This window comes from Angustibacter peucedani, from assembly GCF_054779595.1.
Genome location: NZ_BAAGXY010000092.1, coordinates 1 through 18,714 on the forward strand (window position 1 = coordinate 1; position 18,714 = coordinate 18,714).

The 18,714-nt window shown below is 74.4% G+C and carries 14 protein-coding genes; 2 read left to right on the forward strand and 12 right to left on the reverse strand.

Annotation, left to right across the window (positions count from 1 at the left end; genetic code table 11):
* On the reverse strand, positions 1 to 3,942 hold a 3,942-nt coding region (locus ACYVJ4_RS15535; protein WP_460461049.1), incomplete at its 3' end, for an alpha-(1->3)-arabinofuranosyltransferase domain-containing protein.
* The gene (locus ACYVJ4_RS15540; protein WP_460461079.1) at positions 3,939 to 4,694 is read right to left on the reverse strand and encodes a class I SAM-dependent methyltransferase; all 756 of its coding nucleotides are present in this window, start codon (positions 4,692 to 4,694) and stop codon (positions 3,939 to 3,941) included. The genes ACYVJ4_RS15540 and ACYVJ4_RS15535, both read right to left, overlap by 4 nt.
* Before the next feature lie 63 nt (positions 4,695 to 4,757).
* Between ACYVJ4_RS15540 and ACYVJ4_RS15545 the strand changes: the two genes are divergently transcribed.
* Positions 4,758 to 6,035 (forward strand): glycosyltransferase family 4 protein, encoded by a 1,278-nt coding sequence (locus ACYVJ4_RS15545; RefSeq protein ID WP_460461050.1) that lies wholly within the window; start codon positions 4,758 to 4,760, stop codon positions 6,033 to 6,035.
* On the opposite strand, the gene ACYVJ4_RS15550 is transcribed toward ACYVJ4_RS15545, so the two are convergent.
* The 5 genes from ACYVJ4_RS15550 to ACYVJ4_RS15570 form a co-directional block, all read right to left on the reverse strand.
* Positions 6,019 to 6,225 carry a hypothetical protein gene (locus ACYVJ4_RS15550; protein ID WP_460461051.1) on the reverse strand — a complete coding sequence of 69 codons (207 nt, stop codon included), beginning with the start codon at positions 6,223 to 6,225 and terminating at the stop codon, positions 6,019 to 6,021. The two genes, ACYVJ4_RS15545 and ACYVJ4_RS15550, sit on opposite strands and share 17 nt — an antisense overlap.
* A 52-nt stretch (positions 6,226 to 6,277) precedes the next feature.
* A complete protein-coding gene (locus ACYVJ4_RS15555) occupies positions 6,278 to 7,993 on the reverse strand; it encodes a hypothetical protein (RefSeq protein WP_460461052.1) in 1,716 nt (571 codons plus the stop codon).
* On the reverse strand, positions 7,990 to 9,432 hold the full coding sequence (locus ACYVJ4_RS15560; protein WP_460461053.1) for a hypothetical protein: 1,443 nt from the start codon (positions 9,430 to 9,432) through the stop codon (positions 7,990 to 7,992). The genes ACYVJ4_RS15555 and ACYVJ4_RS15560 overlap by 4 nt, the downstream gene beginning before the upstream one ends.
* A 22-nt stretch (positions 9,433 to 9,454) precedes the next feature.
* Positions 9,455 to 12,133 carry a DNA polymerase I gene (polA, locus tag ACYVJ4_RS15565; RefSeq protein WP_460461080.1) on the reverse strand — a complete coding sequence of 893 codons (2,679 nt, stop codon included), beginning with the start codon at positions 12,131 to 12,133 and terminating at the stop codon, positions 9,455 to 9,457.
* A gap of 91 nt (positions 12,134 to 12,224) precedes the next feature.
* Entirely contained in the window at positions 12,225 to 12,815 is a 591-nt protein-coding gene (locus ACYVJ4_RS15570; protein WP_460461054.1) for a GNAT family N-acetyltransferase, read from the reverse strand.
* Positions 12,816 to 12,970: 155 nt separating this feature from the next.
* Here ACYVJ4_RS15570 and ACYVJ4_RS15575 point away from each other — a divergent pair, with 155 nt between their 5' ends.
* Entirely contained in the window at positions 12,971 to 13,720 is a 750-nt protein-coding gene (locus tag ACYVJ4_RS15575; protein WP_460461055.1) for a DUF554 family protein, read from the forward strand.
* On the opposite strand, the gene ACYVJ4_RS15580 is transcribed toward ACYVJ4_RS15575, so the two are convergent.
* The 5 genes from ACYVJ4_RS15580 to ACYVJ4_RS15600 all read right to left on the reverse strand — a co-directional run bounded on the left by ACYVJ4_RS15580 (position 13,721) and on the right by ACYVJ4_RS15600 (position 18,669).
* Entirely contained in the window at positions 13,721 to 14,437 is a 717-nt protein-coding gene (locus ACYVJ4_RS15580) for an ABC transporter ATP-binding protein (RefSeq protein WP_460461056.1), read from the reverse strand.
* The gene (locus ACYVJ4_RS15585; RefSeq protein ID WP_460461057.1) at positions 14,427 to 15,248 is read right to left on the reverse strand and encodes an ABC transporter ATP-binding protein; all 822 of its coding nucleotides are present in this window, start codon (positions 15,246 to 15,248) and stop codon (positions 14,427 to 14,429) included. The genes ACYVJ4_RS15580 and ACYVJ4_RS15585 overlap by 11 nt, the downstream gene beginning before the upstream one ends.
* Positions 15,241 to 16,338, reverse strand: coding sequence for a branched-chain amino acid ABC transporter permease (locus tag ACYVJ4_RS15590; protein ID WP_460461081.1), 1,098 nt, complete (start codon positions 16,336 to 16,338; stop codon positions 15,241 to 15,243). Before ACYVJ4_RS15590 ends, ACYVJ4_RS15585 begins: the two co-directional genes overlap by 8 nt.
* A gap of 86 nt (positions 16,339 to 16,424) precedes the next feature.
* Entirely contained in the window at positions 16,425 to 17,414 is a 990-nt protein-coding gene (locus tag ACYVJ4_RS15595; RefSeq protein ID WP_460461058.1) for a branched-chain amino acid ABC transporter permease, read from the reverse strand.
* A 109-nt stretch (positions 17,415 to 17,523) separates the two neighbouring features.
* Complete coding sequence (locus ACYVJ4_RS15600) at positions 17,524 to 18,669, reverse strand: branched-chain amino acid ABC transporter substrate-binding protein (protein WP_460461059.1); 1,146 nt, start codon at positions 18,667 to 18,669, stop codon at positions 17,524 to 17,526.
* Positions 18,670 to 18,714 lie beyond the last annotated feature (45 nt).

Here is an 18,714-nt window from a genome sequence, read left to right on the forward strand (position 1 = left end):
CACGAAGGCCGACGCCGCGGCCACGGCCACCGCCGCCACGAGCCCGGGCCACCCGGCCAGCGCCAGCCCGGCGACGACGACCGCCACGCGCTCGAGCACCGGCCGCGGCCGTCCGAGCAGCCCGCGGCGCGGCAAGGACACGGGAGGCACCGGCCCGCCCCGGCTCGGCACGAGGGCCAGCACCACGACCAGCAGGAGGGTGAGCGCGCCGACCAGCAACCCGAGCCGGTACGGCGTCTGCGGAGCGAAGGTGAGCTGCACGGTGCCAGCCGCACCGGCCGGGACGACGAAAGCCTGCTCCCAGCCGTCGACGACGAGGGCGGGCAGGGTGCGGCCGCCCAGCTGCGCCGTCCAGCCGTCGTTGGCGTTCTCGGCGACCACCAGCACCCGCGCGCCGTCGTCCGCGGGCACCTGCACCGACCGCCGGTCGTCCTGCCAGCGCAGCACGGCCGGGGTGGTGGGGTCGGCCGGCGAGGCGACACCGCGCCGCTCCAGGCGAAGGTCGGCGTCGCCGAACTCGGCGCTGGCGGTGAGCGTGACGTCGTGCCGGCCCGCGGTCATGGGCACCCGGCGGCACGCCCGCAGCCGCACCGCCGCGCCGGACTCGATCTCGGCCACCGTCCCCTCGACGGCGGTCGCGACCGGCTGGCCGTCGACCAGCACCGTCGGGCCGAAGCCGCAGGGCACGCCGGTGAGGGCGTCGGGGCTCGCGGCCAGCGGGGCGGGCGCGCCCCCGACGCGCAGCTCGCCCACTACGACGGGCAGCGGCCGGCTCAGCAGGCCGCTGATCCCGGTGGTGCGGGTCGTCCCGGTCACGCGCACCACGACGCGCCGGGTCGTGGTGGAGGGAACGGCGACCGTGCCGTCGATGTCGACGTCGCGCTCGACCGTGCGCTCGCCGAGGGTCACCTCGACCTTCGTCGGGCGCGAGCCGGTGATCTCGGGGTCGGTGTCGAGGGCCAGGCCCGTGACGTGGACGGCGCGTGGGTACTGCAGGGTCAGGGTCGGCCGCGGGTCGTCCGGCGCCGGCGCCCAGTAGCTGCGCGGGTCGCCGTCGACCGCGGTCGACGGGCGCAGCGTCGCGTCGGGCACCCAGGTCGAGGAGGCCGTGACGACCGGTCCGGTGCGCCCGGAGTCGAGGAGGCGGTCGACCGCCGCGCCCCAGCGCGCCCGGACCGTGCCGGTCAGGGTGAAGGTGCCGTCGTCCTCGACGGCCACCGAGCGGTCGAGCCGCAACGACTCCTCGCCCTGCCGGCCGCGCGACGGCTGGCAGCGGGCGATGCCTCCGTCGTCCTGGCTGCAGGCGTCGCGACGATCGGGCGTCGCGCCGAGCCGCACCTCGTCGGTGCGCCCGCTCGCGGCCGGCACCACCAGCCGGCGCACGACGACCGGCAGCAGCCCCGGGGCCACCTCGACCAGCACCACCGGCTTGAACTGGTCGCCGCGCACGCCGGTGACGCGCAGCTCGAGCCGCGACGTCGTCCCGGCCGGCACGGCGAGCGTCGCGACGCGGTGCCGCCCCACGGCCTCGGGCGCCGTGGGCGACCCGGTGGTGGGGGTCGGCGGCGGGGTGACGCCGGTGGTCGCGCGCCCGCGGTCGGTGACCACCTCGACCCGCGACACGTCGGCGCCCACCACCTGGTCGAGGACGACGTCCAGCTGGGCCGGCAGGTCGACGGGCCGGTCGAACCGCACCGACCACGACTCGCCGACCGCCGCGCGCGCCGAGACCCACGCGGTGTCGCCGGTGCCGTCCAGCGCCGCGGTCGGCGCGGCCGACAGGTCGCGCACCCCGCCCAGCAGCGGGTCGGCCCGGCTGGACGACGCCGTCACGTGAGCGCCGCCCTGGACGTCGAGCGTGGTCTGGTCGGCAGGGCGCACCTGCTCGAGCCGGGTGGGGAACCAGTCGTGCCCGGCGCGGTCCGCGGGGTAGGGCGTGCTCGCCGGCAGGACGGTCGACCAGGCGTCGCGCACGGCCGCGAAGTTCGCCTCGCGCCGCTGCAGCGTGTCGGTGACGATACCGCGACCCCCGCCACCAGCCGCCCGCAGCGCCGCGACCGAGCGCGCGTCGGCCGCCAGCACGCCGGTGCCGGAGGGCTGCTCGGTGCCACCGGACCGCACCGCGACGTCGGCCGCGGACGTCAGCTGCACCGTGCGGTCGGGCTGGCCCGTCGTCCAGACCTGGATCGTGGGCACCGGCTGGTCGAGGCCGTCGGCGAGCGCGACGTCCGAGCGGGTCGAGCCGCCGACGAGCGGGCCGAAGGTGCGATCGGTGCGCACGCCCGGCGTCGTGCGCAGCGCCTGCCGGACGACCAGTGGCGGGGGCGCGCCCGCCGCGCGCCAGTCGAGGTCGGAGCGCTGCACGACGCGCGTGACGTCGAGCTCGGCCAGCAGGTCGGCCAGCTCCTCGCCGCCCTGTCCGGTCTGCACCACCTGCTCGAGCCGGGTCAGCAGCCGCGTCGCGCCACCCGAGCCCAGGGGCACGCCGTCGCGGACGATCCACGGGCTGGAGGCCAACGGCTGCAACGGCTCGTCGCGCGGGTCGCCCCAGTAGCTGCCGGCGAACGACGCCCCGGGCAGCACCAGCGTGCGTCCGCCCGTCGGCTCCGCCGCGAGGTAGCGGGCGGTCTCGCGCCACCAGTCCGGGACGTCGGTGAACGCACCGCGCTGGGCCACGCCGACGAGGGCGGCCGGGGCGGTCAGGACGACGAGGCAGCTCACCGCCACCACCCGGACGAGGCCGGGCAGCAGCGGCTGGCGCACGCGCAGGCGCCCCACCTGCGCCAAGGCGTGAGCCAGGCCGACCGCCAGCGGCAGCCGCACCACGAGGTCGAACTTGTGCACGTTGCGCAGCGGCGACAGCGAGCCGTCGAGCAGGTGCTGCACCCCGTCGGCCCAGGGCGCGGTCGCCCCGCCGGTGTGCCCGAGCGTCAGCAGCACCAGGCCGACCACGAGGCCCGCCCGCCAGAGGCGGCGGTGCGGCAGCGACCGGCTGGCCAGACCGGCCAGCCCGGCGAGGGCCACGAGCAGCCCGGCCACGACGGCCAGCCGGGTCGACAGCACCTGGAACGCCGCCGGCCACAACGGGCCGGCGCTGGACTGCAGCCCCGCGATCCAGTGCGTCGTGCCGCGCAGGGCCTCGGGCAACGACGCCGTGCTCGTCGTGACGGCAGCGGACTCGATCCAGTCCAGGAACGGCGGCGAGTAGCGCCCGAGCAGCAGCAGCGGCACGGCCCACCAGAGCGTCGCGAGCCCGACGCACAGCACCCACCAGCCGGCCAGCCGACGTCCGGTGCGCTCGCGCACCCCGCGCAGCAGCCAGAGCGCGGGCAGGGGCAGCACGGCGGCGGTGGCCACCGCGTTGATGCCGCCGGCGCACGCGACCGCGACGGCCGACCACGCGGCGCGGCGCCGCTCGGCCCCGGGGGGCACGCGCACCAGCGGCAGCAGCACCCATGGCGCGACGGCCATCGGCCAGATCTCGCTGCTCACCGCGCCCAGCACGCCGAGCAGCCGCGGGCTCAGCGCGTAGGCGAGCGCGGCGACCAGCTGGGTGGTGGGCGTGCCGACCTGCAGCCGCCCGAGCAGCAGCCGGGCGCCGTGGAAGGCGGCCAGCAGCACCAGGCACCACCACAGGCGCTGCACCACCCAGGGCGGCACCCCGAGCGCGTGGAGCCCGGCGAAGAACGGTCCCATCGGGAACAGGTAGCCGTAGGCCTGGTTCTGCAGCTGGCCGGCCGCGGCCTGGGGGTCCCACAGCGACAGCGCCCGACCGAGGAAGCCGACCGGGTCGACCGACAGGTCGAGCTTGGTGTCGGCCGACAGCGTGCGCGGGCTCTGGACGAGCACCAGCACCACGAGGAAGAGCGAGGCCAGGTGCACCCACAGCCGGGCGGTCCAGCGCGCGACGGCTCCGGCCACGGCCTGCGGCTCGGCCGTCATGCCACCCTCAGGACGACGACGACGTTCCACGCGACGATCTCGCGCAGCCCGGGCACGCGCACGACCCAGCGGGCCCAGCGCGGGTGGTAGCGCGGCAGGACGTCGACCACCTCGACCCGCCCGTCGGCCTCGGCCCGGCGCGCCCAGGCGAGCACGCGCCGCACCGAGCAGGCGAACAGCCCGACGCCGAAGTCGTTCTTGGGCCGGTGCCCCGTGCGCCGCGCGTAGCGGTCGGCGGCCCGGCGCCCGCCGAGGTAGTGCCACGGGGCGGTCTCGTGCCCGCCCCACGGCGCCCACCACGGCGTCCACGACAGGACGACGGTGCCGCCGGGCGCGGTGACCCGCACCATCTCGTCAGCCATCGTCTCCGGGTCGGGCACGTGCTCGAGAACGTTGCTGGAGTAGCAGAGCCCGACGGCGCCGTCGCGCACCGGCAGCGCGAGACCGCTGCCGCGCAAGCGGTTCGGGCCCTCGATGCCCGCGGCGGTCATCTCGCCGGCGTCGGGCTCGAGCCCGGCGTACGAGGCGCCGGCGGCCGCGAACTCGTCGGCGAAGTACCCCGGTCCGCCGCCGACGTCCAGCACCGTGGTGCCGTGCAGGTCGACCCACCGCGCGGCCTCGCGCACCGAGTCGCGCGCCAGCAGCGAGTAGAAGGTGTCGGGGTCGGACTGCTCGACCCGGAACGCCCGCCACAGCTGCACCGACCGGCGCAACGACCCGGGCGGCGCCAGCTCCGGTCGATCCGTCGTCAGGGGCACCCGAAGAGATTACCCGCCGGTAGGCTGGCCCGAGACGGTTCACGAAGGAGTGTCGGGGTGGAGCAGGACCAGCAGCAGGCCGGTGCGGTGCAGCGCCGGCTGCGGGTGGCGTTCGCGAACTGGCGCGACCTGACCCATCCCGAGGGCGGCGGCTCCGAGCGCTACGTCCAGAGCGTGGCCGGCGGCCTGGCCGCGCGCGGCCACGACGTCACCCTGCTCTGCGCGGCGCACGGCGACGCCCCGCCCGTCGAGGTCGTCGACGGCGTTCGGCTCGTCCGTCGCGGCGGCCGCCTCGGCGTCTACCCCGCGGCCGCCCGGTCGCGCCGCGCGCTGGAGCGGCACGACGGCGCGTTCGACGTGGTCGTCGACGTGCAGAACGGCGTGCCGTTCGGCACCCCGCTGACCCGCCGCGCGCCGGTGGTCAACCTCGTGCACCACGTCCACCGCGAGCAGTGGCCGGTGGTCTTCTCCCCCGCGATGGCCCGCGCGGGCTGGTTCGTCGAGTCCCGCGTGGCGCCGCGCCTGTACCGCGGCCGGCAGTACGTCGCGGTCTCGGAGCAGACCCGCACCGAGCTGGTCGAGCTGGGCGTCCGCGGCGGTGACATCACGGTGATCCACAACGGCACCGACACCCCGCAGATGACCGGCGAGCCGCGCTCGGACGAGCCGCGCCTGGTCGTGCTCGGCCGGCTGGTGCCCCACAAGCGCGTCGAGCACGCGGTCGACGTCCTGGCCCGGCTGCTGCCGACGCACCCCGCGCTGCGCCTCACCGTGGTCGGCGAGGGGTGGTGGCACGACGCGATCGTCGACCACGCCCGGGCGGCGGGCGTGCTCGACCGGGTCGACCTGGTCGGCTTCGTCTCCGAGGCCGACAAGCACCGGCTGCTCGCGCAGTCCTGGCTGAAGCTGGCGCCCTCGGTCAAGGAGGGCTGGGGGCTGTGCGTCGTCGAGGCCGGCTCGCACGCCGTGCCCACGCTGGCCTACCGCGACGCCGGCGGCCTGTCGGAGTCGGTCGTCGACGGCACCACCGGGCTGCTCGTCGACGGGCTGGACGATCTGGTCGAGGCGACGGACCGCCTGCTGCGCGACGCGCAGACGCGGGCGGCCCTGGGTGCGGCCGCGCGCGAGTGGGCGGCGACGTTCACCTGGGACCGCGCGACCGACGCCTGGGAGCGGCTGCTGCTGCACAGCGCCTTGGGCGGGCGCCCGACCGAGCGGCACGACCTCGACCTGGCCAGCGCCGAGGCCGCGCTGCACGTCCGGGGCACGCACGAGGGCCCCGCGACGTCGTCGCGAGGCCCTCGGGGAGCTGGCTGGCTCAGCCGCCGTAGCTGAGGACGTCGTCCGGCTGGAGCACGTCCTTCGGACCGTCCTGCACGGCGGTGGAGTCCTGGGGACCGTAGTTGTCGACGACGGCGACGATCGCCGCGGTGGCGGCCGCGCCGCCCGCGAGGAGGCTGCCGACGCCCATGACGACGGCGGCGACGGCGATGCCGCTGTCGGACTTCAGGCGGGTGAAAGTCATGTGTCCCTCTCGAGCTGGTCGTGACGTCGCGCCGATGTTACCGGCTGGTCGCTCATTTGCGCAGTCGATCATCGGCGCGTCCTCGACCTGCCTTGAGCACGGGGCGACGGCGGGCGCCCACGACGAGGGCGAGCACGGCGCCGACCAGCGTCGCCCCGGCGACCGCCCAGGCGGCGAGCAGCGCCGTCCGGTGCGGACGCACCGGGACGGTCACCGGGCCGGCGACCCGCCACAGCCGCGCCGTCGGACCGTCCTGCACGAGCGTCAGCCCGGACGACGGCACGACCTCGGCGCCCGGCGTGCCGCGCCACTCGAGCACCCAGCCCACGCCCCGCGCCGCCAGGGCCGCGGCGTCGACCTCACCGCGGGCCCAGGCCGCCGCGGCGGGCTCGGCCTCGCCGTCGGTGACCAGCACCCGGCCGTCGCGCTCGACCTGCAGGCGTCGGCTGGCCAGCACCGGCCCCTCGACGGCGCGGTCGAGGGGGTCGAGGAAGGTGCGGCCGCCGTTCCACGCCGTGCGGCGCAACGGCTGCCAGGGCATGGAGAGCACGCCGTCGCGGGACGCCCGCACGGTGCCGATCGCCTGCTGCAGGTCGGCCGGCAGCCGTGTCGGTCGGTAGTCGTCGCCGACCGCTCCCGGAAGGTCCGGGACGGCGAGCACGACGAGCGCGACGGCGAGCATCCCCGCGCCCGCCGCGGCGGCGCGGGCCGTCGCCCGGCGGGCCTGCGCGACGGCCAGGCCGAGACCCACCGCCAGCGCGACCGCGGCCAGCACGAGCAGCCGGTGGGTGTCGCGCAGCAGCGCCAGCCCGGGCACGGACTGCACGTCGGCCAGCAACCGCACCCCAGGTCTCGTGGCGGCCAGCGCCACCGCCGCCACGGGGAGCAGCCAGGCCGCACCCAGCACCGACCGCCGGGTGGCGGTGAGCCAGCCGGCCGCGGCGACCGCCAGGAGCAGCAGGCCGCAGACCAGCGTCGCGACGTCCGACCGCGAGCCCGGCGTCGCCGACGGCGCCCAGACCCCGCCGAGGGTCGCGACCGAGAGCAGCACGCCGGCGCCGGTGTCGTCGCGCGCCGCGAAGGCGACGGCGCCGTCGTCCGCGCCGATGACCGACCCGGACGCCAGAGCGGCGACGACCCACGGCGCGCACAGCAGCACCGGTCCGACCAAGGCCGCGGACACCGCGGCGGCGGTGCCGCGCCAGACGACCAGCGCCACCGCCAGCACGACCAGAGCCAGCACCGAGCCCACCGGCGTCAGCGCCGCCGGCAGCGCGGCGAGGGTGCAGGCACCCAGGGCGGCGAGCGGTCCGCGGCCGCGCGACCAGCGCACCGCGACCACCAGGCAGGGCAGCGCGCCGTAGGCCAGCAGCGTGGGCGCCTGGCCCAGTCCGAGCCGCTCGGCGACGTAGGGGTTCCAGACAGCGGCGACCGCGGCCACGACGCAGGCGGCGGCGCCGTGACGGCGCATCAGCACCGAGACCCCGCACCCCGCGAGCAGCAGCGGCGCCAGCAGCAGCAGCCGTTGCGCGGGCGCCGCGCCGACGACGTGGCCGAGCAGCGCGAGCACGCCGGCGTACGGCACGGCCCGCGGCGGCCCGTCCGCGACGCCCAGCGCGGCGTCGCCGAGGACCGGGCGGGGCACCTGGACGTCGTCGCGGTACAGCAGCACGCCCCGGCCCCAGGTGCCCGCGGTGACGGCCGCCGTCGCCGCGAGGGCCGCCAGCGACCCGACGAGCCAGCTCCAGCGCGCCGCCCGCGCGGTCACGGGGTGGTCTGGGCGGGCCAGGCCGAGGGCACGTAGGTGCTCTGCACGCCCTTCACGTCAGCGGTGGCGGCGTGGACGTCGCTGCCGCTCGGCCGGGTGCCGGTGCGCACCCAGGAGTCGAGCAGGCCGATGACCATGACCCGCTGCTCGGCGGTGAAGGCGCAGTGCCCCGCGCCGTAGGGCGCCGGGGCCGTGAACGTGGCGGGCGGCGCGACGTAGAGCTGCAGCAGCCGGTCCTGCTGGCCGCGGGCGCGCACGCGGTCGGCGAACAGGCGCTCGTTCTGCACCAGCACCAGCGGGTCCTTGGTGGTGTGCAACGTCAGGGTGGGCACCCGCAGCGCACCGGTGGGCTCGCCGAGCCCGGCCGCGCCCTGACGGGCCGCGTGGTCGGCCGCCACCCGTCGTCCGGCCGCCAGCTTCGCGAGCAGCCGGTCGGTGGTGCCGGCGCCACCGACGGCGTCGACCAGCTGGCGCTCGGCCGCGCTCACCCGGGTCGAGTAGTCGACGCCCTCGTTGGTCGACGGGTCGCCCTTCAACCGCTGCTCGATCTCGTAGCGGCCGTAGGTGCCGTAGCCGAGGCCGGTGAGCGCCGACTCGACCGCCGCGCTGATCTTGGAGACCGGCGTCGAGCCGTCGAACGTGGAGGTCTGGTCGGGTGCGTCGACGAGCGCGGCCACCAGGGCGACCTCCGCCGCCCCCGCGGTGCCGCTGCTCGCGGCGCGCACGAGGGCGCGCTGGGCGGCCTGCCACTGCTTCACCGCGGCCTGGTGGCTCGCGTACCCGGTCAGCTGCAGCGAGGGCAGCACCAGCGTGCGGACGGCGTACGCGACGTCAAGGGCGAGGTCGAGGTTCTCGGTGGTGCCGCCGAGCACGCCGCACAGCGGCGCGGCGCCGCTGACCCAGGGCAGCTGCTGCTCGGCCAGCGTCTCGGTCACCAGGCCGCCGAGCGAGTCGCCCCACAGGTAGACCCGTCGCGGCGTGCCGATCGTCTTGCTGAAGTAGGCGTACAGCTGCTGGCCCGCGGCGACCCCCTCCTGCACCGCCCACCCGTTGCGGGAGTACGACGAACCCGCCAGCGCGTAGCCCTGGTCGAGGAGGGTGCGCGCGACGTCGGCACCCGGGGCCGGCACGGCGTCGGTGGCGGGCTTGCTGAAGCTGGGCGGCACCGGCTGGGCGAAGCGGTAGCCGTGCGAGTAGAGCAGCAGGGTGCCGTTCCACGTGTCCGGCATGAGGATCTGGTACTTCGCCCCGTCGAGCGTGCCCTCGCAGGCGGCCTGGTCGCAGCCGGTGAACTTCAGCGGCGAGGTGGCGGACGGCGCGGGGGTCGACGCCGACGACGAGGTGTCGGCGTCGCCGCCCGTGCAGGCGGCGGGGACGAGTAGCGCGACGGCGGTCGCGGCGGCGACCAGCAGGCGGGAGGGGCGCGGACGACGGGGCACGGCGTCAGTCTGCCAGCCGCGGTCAGTGCCCCGCGGCCTCCCAGCTGCGCCCGATGCCCACGGACACCTCGAGCGGGACGGCGAGGTCGGCGGCCTCGCCCATGGCGCGCCGCACCAGCGCCTCGAGCGCCTCGCTCTCGCCGGGCGCGACGTCGAACACCAGCTCGTCGTGCACCTGCAGCAGCATCTGGGACCGCAGGCCCTGCTCGGCGAGGTCGGCGGCCAGCCGCAGCATGGCCACCTTGATGATGTCGGCCGCCGACCCCTGGATCGGCGCGTTCAGCGCCATGCGCTCGGCGGCCTCGCGGCGCTGCCGGTTGTCGCTGGTGAGGTCGGGCAGGTAGCGGCGCCGGCCGAGCATCGTCTCGGTGTACCCGGTGCGCCGCGCCTCGTCGACCACGGAGTCGAGGTACTCGCGCACGCCCCCGAACCGCTCGAAGTACTCCCCCATCAGGCCGCGCGCCTCGTCGACCTCGATCCGCAGCTGCTTGGACAGGCCGAACGCCGACAGCCCGTAGGCGAGGCCGTAGCTCATCGCCTTGACCTTGCTGCGCATGGCCGGCGTGACGTCGGCCGGCTCGACCGCGAAGACCCGGGCGCCGACGAAACGGTGCAGGTCCTCCCCCGTGTTGAACGCCTCGATCAGGCCGGCGTCGCCCGACAGGTGCGCCATGATCCGCATCTCGATCTGGCTGTAGTCGGCGGTCATCAGGTCGTCGTGGCCGGGCCCGACGACGAAGGCCTCGCGGATGCGGCGCCCCTCGTCGGTGCGGATCGGGATGTTCTGCAGGTTGGGATCGGTCGAGCTCAGCCGCCCGGTGGCTGCGATGGTCTGGTGGTACGTGGTGTGGATGCGGCCGTCGTCCTGCACCGTCTTGCGCAGCCCCTCGACCGTCTGCCGCAGCCGCGACACATCGCGGTGGCGCAACAACGCCTCGAGGAACGGGTGCGGGCTCTTGACGAAGAGGTCGGTCAGCGCGTCGGCGTCGGTCGTGTAGCCGGTCTTGGTGCGCTTGGTCTTGGGCATGCCGAGCTCGTCGAAGAGCACCACCTGCAGCTGCTTGGGCGAGCCGAGGTTGAGCGTGCGCGGCGAGCCGTCGGCGTTCTGCGGCAGCGCCGACATCGCCTCGTCGGCGGCGCGCTTCACCTCGCCGGCGAAGTTCGCCTCGAGGTCGGCCAGCCGGTCGTCGTCGACCGCGATGCCCACGCGCTCCATCTCGCTCAGCACCCCGACGAGCGGCAGCTCGACGTCGCGCAGCAGCTCGGCGCCGGCCCGCGCCTCCAGCTCGGAGTCCAGCGCGTCGGCGAGGTCGAGGACGGCCCGCGCCCGCACCATCGCGGCGTCGTGCTCGTCGGCGCCCGTACCCGTGTCGAGCGTGAGCTGGCCGGAGTCCTCCTCGGCCTCGAGCCGCAGCTCGCGGCCGAGGTGCCGCAGCACCAGGTCGGCCAGGTCGTACGAGCGCTGGTCGGGGCGCACCAGGTACGCGGCCAGCGCGGTGTCGCTGACCACGCCGCGCAGCGGCAGGCCACGCTCGCGCAGCGCGTGACCCGGGCCCTTGACGTCGTGCAGGGCCTTGGGCCGCTCGGGGTCGGCCAGCCAGCCGGCCACCGCCGCCTCGCCCGCGGCGTCGAGCTCGCCGAGGTCGACGTACCCGGCCGCGCCGTCGCCGCCGGCCACGGCGATGCCGCGCGCGTCACCGGTGCCGCGGCCCCACGACCCCACGACGTGGACGCCGGTGCGCACGCCGGACGGCGCGTGCTCGGCCAGCCAGCCCTCGACGTCCGCCGAGGTGAGGCGCGAGGTCGCGAGGTCGAACCCGGACTCGGCCTCGGGCTCGGCGGCCGCCACGCTCTCGAAGAGCCGCTCGCGCAGCACGCGGAACTCCAGCGAGTCGAAGACCTGGTGCACCTGGTCGCGGTCCCACTGCTGGCGGGCCAGGTCGGCGGGCCCGACCGGCAGCTCGAGGTCGCGGACCAGCGCGTTGAGCCGCCGGTTGCGCAGCACGCCGTCGAGGTGCTCGCGCAGGCTGTCGCCCGCCTTGCCCTTGATCTCGTCGACGTGCGCCACCACACCGTGCAGGTCGCCGTACGTGCCGATCCACTTGGCGGCCGTCTTCGGCCCGACGCCGGGCACGCCCGGCAGGTTGTCGCTCGACTCCCCCACCAGCGCCGCGAGGTCGGGGTAGCGCTCGGGCGGCACGCCGTACTTCTCCTCGACCGCGGCCGGCGTCATGCGCCACAGCTCGGAGACGCCGCGCACCGGGTAGAGCACGGTGGTGGTGTCGTTGACCAGCTGGAAGTTGTCGCGGTCGCCGGAGCAGATGAGGACGTCGAGGCCGAGCGCGGTGGCCTGCGTGGCCAGCGTGGCGATGACGTCGTCGGCCTCGAAGCCCTCCTTCTCGACGACCGGGATGCGCAGGGCGGCCAGCACCTCGTGCAGCAGCGAGATCTGCCCGCGGAACTCGTCCGGCGTCTTGGCCCGGCCGGCCTTGTACTCGGCGTACTCCTCGCTGCGGAAGGTCTGGCGCGAGACGTCGAAGGTCACCGCGATGTGCGAGGGCTGCTCGTCGCGCAGCAGGTTGATCAGCATCGAGGTGAAGCCGTACACCGCGTTGGTGGTCTGCCCGGTGGACGTCGAGAAGTTCTCGGGCGGCAGCGCGAAGAACGCCCGATAGGCCAGGGAGTGGCCGTCGAGCAGCATCAGGCGCGGGGTCTCGGGCGTCGCGGTGGCAGGGCTCACGGGGACAACCCTAGGGCCGGGCGCCGACAGCCGGCCGCGCGGTGCGAGGGCGTCAGACGCTGCTGCGGGCGCGCAGCGCCACGGCCCGGCTGCGGGCGCGCAGCGACCGGCGGCGCAGCACGGTGGCGTCGCGCGCCAGGCACGGCTCGGGCACCAGGCGGCGGCGCAGCGCCGACACCGAGGCCACCCGCCGCACCACGAACGGGCTGAAGCCCAGCCGGGCGAAGAACCGCTGCCCCTCGCGCCCGGCGGCCGGCACGCTGGTGGAGATCTGGCTCGCCCCGCCCTGCTCGGCGAACGTGGTCGCCCGGGCGATCAGCGCGCGGCCGACCCCGTGCCGGCGGGCCTCGTCGCGCACGAAGAGGTGCTCGATGGCGACGCTGGGCTCGTCGAGCAGCGGCAGCAGCGGACCCCGCGACAGGACGACGAACCCGACGTCCGAGCCGTCCAGCGCGGCCACGAACGCCTTGACGTCGTCGCGCGTGATCGCCGCGGCCAGGTCGTGGACGAGATCTCGCTCGCCGCGGCCGGAGGCGGGCGTGCGGACGGCGGGTCGGGAGTCGACCCAGAGCTCGGCCAGCGACTCGACGTCCGAGCGGACCTCGGAGTCGACCACCCGGACACTCACCTGCGACGGGGCCACGAACCCTCCTCCAGAACGACGGCGGGCCCCCCGCCCGACGAGCTGCACGATCCCGGACTCGCTGTGCTGCACGAGATCCGGAGCAGACCTTACGACCTCCGAGGTGTCCGACGGTAGTGTCTGCGGATCTCGACGTCGACAGCGGGGGTGCACGCGTGATCCGTGGTGCCGGCACGCTGCTCAACGTCGCCACGGTGCTGCTCGGCTCGGGCCTGGGGATGCTGCTCGGCCACCGCCTGCCGCAGCGCACGCGCGACGTCGTCACCGACGGCCTCGGGCTGGTGACGCTGCTCGCGGCCGCCCTGTCCGCGGCCGCCGTGCTCGACCCCGCCTTGCGCGACGCGGTCGGCAGCGGTGCCGTCCTCGTCGTGCTCGCCGCGCTGGTGGTCGGCGGCGTGGTCGGCTCGACGTTGCGGCTCGAGGACCGCCTGGCCGCGCTCGGCCCCCGCCTGCACCGCCGCCTCACGCGCGGGGGCGCCTCCGACCACCCCGACCGCGAGCGCTTCGCCGAGGGCTTCATGACCGCCTCGCTGGTGTTCTGCGTCGGACCGCTCACGGTGCTCGGCGCGCTGAACGACGGCCTGGGTCGCGGCATCGACCAGCTCGCCCTGAAGTCGACCCTCGACGGGTTCGCAGCCATCGCCTTCGCGGCCTCGTTCGGGCTCGGCGTCATGGCCTCCGCGCTGACCGTGGCGGTGGTCCAGGGCGCCTTCACGGCCGTCGGCCTGGTGCTCGGCGACGTGCTGCCCGCGGCGGCGGTGAGCGCCCTCACCGCCGCCGGCGGGCTGCTGCTCGTCGGCGTCGCGCTGCGCCTGCTGCGGCTGCGCGAGGTACCCGTGGCCGACCTGCTGCCGGCCCTGGTGGTCGCGCCGCTGCTGACGGTGCTCGTGCAGGCGCTGCGCTAGCTAGACGTCGCCGCCGAGGTAGGCCGCGCGCACGCTGTCGTCGTTGCCCAGCTCCTCGCCGGTGCCGTCGCGCACGATCTCGCCGGTCTCGAGGATGTAGGCGTGGTCGGCGGCCTTCAGCGCCTGGGAGGCGTTCTGCTCGACGAGCAGGATCGTCGTCCCCTGCTGGTGGATCTCGCGGATGATCGAGAAGATCTGCGCGATCAGCTTGGGCGCCAGCCCCATCGACGGCTCGTCGAGCAGCAGCAGCTTCGGGTGACCCATGAGAGCCCGGCCGATCGCCAGCATCTGCTGCTCGCCGCCCGACATGGTGCCGGCCATCTGGCTCGAGCGCTCCGACAGCCGCGGGAACAGGCCGAAGACGCGCTCGAGGTCCTTGGCCGCGGTGGCCTTGCGGTCCTTGCGCGTGTAGGCGCCCATCTCGAGGTTCTCCATCACCGTCATGCCGGGGAACACGCCGCGGCCCTCGGGCGACTGCGTGATGCCGAGCTCGACCCGGTGGTGGGCCGGCATGTTGGTGATGTCCTTGCCGTCGAAGACGACCTTGCCGGCGCGCACCGGGCGCAGGCCCGAGACGGTCTTCATCGTCGTCGTCTTGCCGGCGCCGTTGGCGCCGATCAGGGTGACGACGCTGCCCTCGGGCACGCCGAACGAGATCTCGCGGATGGCCTCGATACGCCCGTAGTTGACGCACAGGCCCTCGACCTCAAGAAGCATCCTCGTCCACTCCCAGGTAGGCGGCGATGACCGCCGGGTTGTCGCGGATCTCGGCCGGCAGGCCCTCGGCGATCTTGCGCCCGAACTCCAGGACGACGATCCGGTCCGTGACGCCCATGACCAGGCGCATGTCGTGCTCGATGAGCAGCACGGTGTAGCCCTGGTCGCGGATGCGCCGGATGAGCTCCATCAGCTCGCGCTTCTCCTGCGGGTTGAAGCCCGCGGCCGGCTCGTCCAGGCACAGCAGCTGCGGCTCGGTGGCCAGCGCCCGGGCGATCTCGAGCCGGCGCTGGTCGCCGTACGGCAGGTTGCGCGCGAGCTCGTCGGCACGCTTGCGCAGACCCATGAACTCCAGCAGCTCGAGCGCCCGCTCGTGCCCGTGCGCCTCCTCGCGGCGGTGCTTGGGCAGCCGGAACAGCGCGTTGGCCACGCCCGTCGAGTGGTTGGCGTCGGCGCCGACCAGGATGTTCTCGAGCGCCGTCATGTTGCCGAACAGCCGGATGTTCTGGAACGTGCGCGCGATGCCCAGCTTGGTGATCTGGTGCCGCGGACGCTGGCCGAGCGGCGATCCCTTGAAGACCACCTGCCCGGACGTCGGCTGGTAGACGCCCGTCATCGCGTTGAAGCAGGTCGTCTTGCCGGCGCCGTTCGGCCCGATCAGGCCGAGGATCTCGCCCTGGCGGATGTCGAACGACACGCCGTCCAGCGCGACGACGCCGCCGAAGCGCAGGGTGACGTCGCGCATCTCGAGCAGCGACGTGCCGGTGGCGGCCGGCGCGGACGACTGCTCGTCGGTGGTGGTGTCAGGCATGCGCGCTCCCCTCCTCGAGCTCCTCGAGCCGTTCGTCCAGCTTCTTGGCCCGCACCGACCGTCGTGGTGGCAGCAGGCCCTGCGGCCGGAAGTTGGCCAGGATCACCAGCAGCGCGCCGAAGACGAGCACGCGGTAGTCGGCGAAGGAGCGGAACAGCTCGGGCAGGTACGAGACCACGATCGCGCCGACGATGACGCCGAGCCGGTTGCCCGAGCCGCCGACGACGACGGCCGCGAGGAACAGGATCGACAGCAGCAGCGGGAACGTCTCGGGGTTGATGAACGCCTGGCGGGTGGCGAACAGCGCGCCGGACAGACCACCGATGAACGCACCGATCGCGAAGGCCAGCAGCTTGAACTTGAACGTCGGCACGCCCATCAGCTCGGCGGCGTCCTCGTCCTCGCGCGTGGCCTCCCAGGCGCGGCCGACGCGGCTGCGCACCAGCAGGCCCTCGCCGAGCAGGATCAGGAAGATGACGGTCAGCGCGAGCCAGTAGTACGGCACCTGGTCGAGCACGCCGAACTTCAGGAACGTCGTGGTGTTCTCGAGGTCGACGGTGGCGACCAGGCCGTCCCACGACAAGTGCGGCACGTCGAAGATCCCGGCGCTCGGCGGTCGCGGGATGTTGCTGATGCCGGACGCCGCGCCGACCCAGCTGGAGTTCACCAGGGTGAGCCGGACGATCTCGCCGAAGCCGAGGGTGACGATGGCCAGGTAGTCGCCGCGCACCCGCAGGGTGGGTGCACCCAGCACGATGCCGGAGACCAGGGCCACCAGCGCCGCGATCGGCAGCAGCAGCAGGAGCGGCAGGTGGCCGTGCAGCGAGCCAAGGACACCGACCGTGTAGGCGCCGATGGCGTAGAAGCCGACGTAGCCGAGGTCGAGCAGTCCGGCGTAGCCGACCACGACGTTCAGGCCGAGCGCGACCAGCACGTAGGCCGCGACGTTGAACAGCACGGCGCCGAAGTCGCTGCCGCTCGGCGAGATGTACGGCGGGTCGAGCAGCGGCAGGGCGTAGAGGAACACCGCGCCGAGCAGGAGCAGCAGCAGGCGGGCCCACTTGGGCAGGCCGTCCCACCGGTCGCGGATCCCCGACAGCGCGGAGAAGCGGCTGGGCGGCTGGGTGCGGCCGCCGTCGTTCGCCGGCGTGGGAGCAGGAGCAGATGCAGGGGCGCTCATGCGCGCGACCTCCCCAGGGACTCACCGAGCAGACCGGTCGGTCGGAACAGCAGGATGGCCACCAGCAGGACGAAGGCGACGACGTCCTTCCACTGGGTGCCGACGAGGGCCGAGCCGTAGTTCTCGGCCAGACCGAGGACGAATCCGCCGACCAGGGCCCCGCGCACGTTGCCGATGCCGCCGAGGACGGCGGCGGTGAACGCCTTGACACCCAGCAGGAAGCCGGCGTTCCAGCGCGTCACCCCGAACTTCATCAGGTAGAGCAGGGCGGCGGCACCGGCCATGATGCCGCCGAGCAGGAACGTGATCTGGACGACGCGGTCCTTGTTGACGCCCATGAGGGCCGCGGCCTCGGAGTCCTGCGCGACCGCACGGATGCCGCGGCCGAGCCGGGAGCGGCGGATGAACTGGTCGAGCACCACCATCATCACCAGGGCGGCGACGATGATCATCACGTCGATGTTGAGGACCTGGTAGTCGCCGATCTTGAACAGCGACGAGTAGTCGACCGGCGAGGGGAAGCGCGTGTTGTCGCGCGCGCCGCGGACGTAGGCGTCCAGCGTGTCGCGCAGTCCGACCCACCCGACGATCTTGTCGCGCAGGCCCATGATCTCGCCCAGCACGAACGAGGCGCCGATGGCGCTGATGAGCGCGATCAGCGGGGGCGCGTTGACCCGCCGCAGCCGGCGGTAGGCGACGCGCTCGACGACGAGGGCCACGCCGCCGCTGACGGCCATCGCGGCGATCAGCGCGAGCAGCAGCAGCCCGATGACGACGACCAGGCCGTGGTCGCTCGACGCCCCGACCGCGGTCATGACCCAGACCGCGCCGAAGCTGCCCCACATCCAGACCTCGGAGTGGGCGAAGTTGATGAGGCGCAGCACGCCGTACACGAGCGTGTAGCCCAGGGCCACGAGGGCGTACACCGCGCCGAGCACGATCGCCGAGAACGTGAGGGCGACGAAGTTGTGGAGCAGGTAGCTCATCCGGTCTCCCAGGGGCTGGACACGGGGACGCGGTCGGGAGCGTACTGCTCCCGACCGCGTCCCGTGATCACGACGGACGACTCAGGGTCGAGTCAGGACCGTGTCGCGGTCACTTGATCTCCTGGTCGGGGACGATCTTGCCGCCCTCGACCTTGTACGCCCACACGCTGACGTTCGCCGGCTCGCCCTTGGCGTCGAACTTCAGCTGCTTGGTGACGCCCGGCTTGTCGTAGGACTTGACGAAGTCGACCATCTTCGACCGGTCGCTGATGCCGCTCTTGATGCCCTCGAGCAGGATCGTCGCGGAGTCGAACGCCTCGGCGCCGTAGGTGGCGGGGTCGGCGTTGAAGGCCTTCTTGTAGTCCTCGAAGAACGTGCCGCCGGCCTTGTCCGGGGGCAGGCACGGGCAGGTGATGATCGTGCCCTCGGCGGCCTTGGCGCCCGCCGCGGTGATGTAGCCGTCGTCCTTCACGCCGTCGCCGACGACCAGGGTCGCCTTGACGCCCGCGTCGGACATCTGCTTCTTGATCAGGCCGGCCTCGGCGTAGTAGCCGCCGAAGAACACCGCGTCCGCGCCAGCGCTGCGGATCTTGGTGACGGTCGGGCCGAAGTCGGTCTGCTTCTGCTGGATGGTGTCGGTGGCGACGACCGACGAGCCGAGGCCGGACTTGACCTGGTCGGCCAGGCCCTTGCCGTACTCGGAGGCGTCGTCGACGACGACGACCTTCTTGGCGTTCAGCACCGTCTGGATGTACTTGGCGGCCGCCGGGCCCTGCGAGGCGTCGTTGCCCAGCACGCGGAAGAAGGTCTTCCAGCCGTTCTCGGCCAGCGCCGGGTTGGTGGCGGACGCGCTGATCGTCACGAGGCCGGCCTCGTTGAACAACGGGTCGGCCGCCTTGGACTCACCCGAGAAGGCCGGGCCGACGATGCCGATGACGGCCTTGTCGTCGATGGCCTTCTTCGCCAGGCCGGGGGCCTGGGCCGGGTCGCCCTGCGAGTCGAAGGGCACCAGGGTGACCTTGCAGTCGGCGTTCGCGGTGTTGTACTGGTCGATCGCCAGCTTCGCGCCGTTCTGGATGTTCTGACCCAGGTTGGCCGCGTCACCCGTGAGGGCGCCGAAGAAGCCGATCTTGAGGTCGCACTTCTTGTCGCCGCTGCCGGAGGCGTTGTCGTTGCCCCCGGAGGTGCCGCCGCAGGCGGCCAGAGCGAGGGCCGCGGCGACCACCGGGACGCCGAGCTTGAGGATGGAACGCACGTGGTCCTCCCGTGCCAGGGGCTGGCGCCTGCGCGCGCCAGCCCA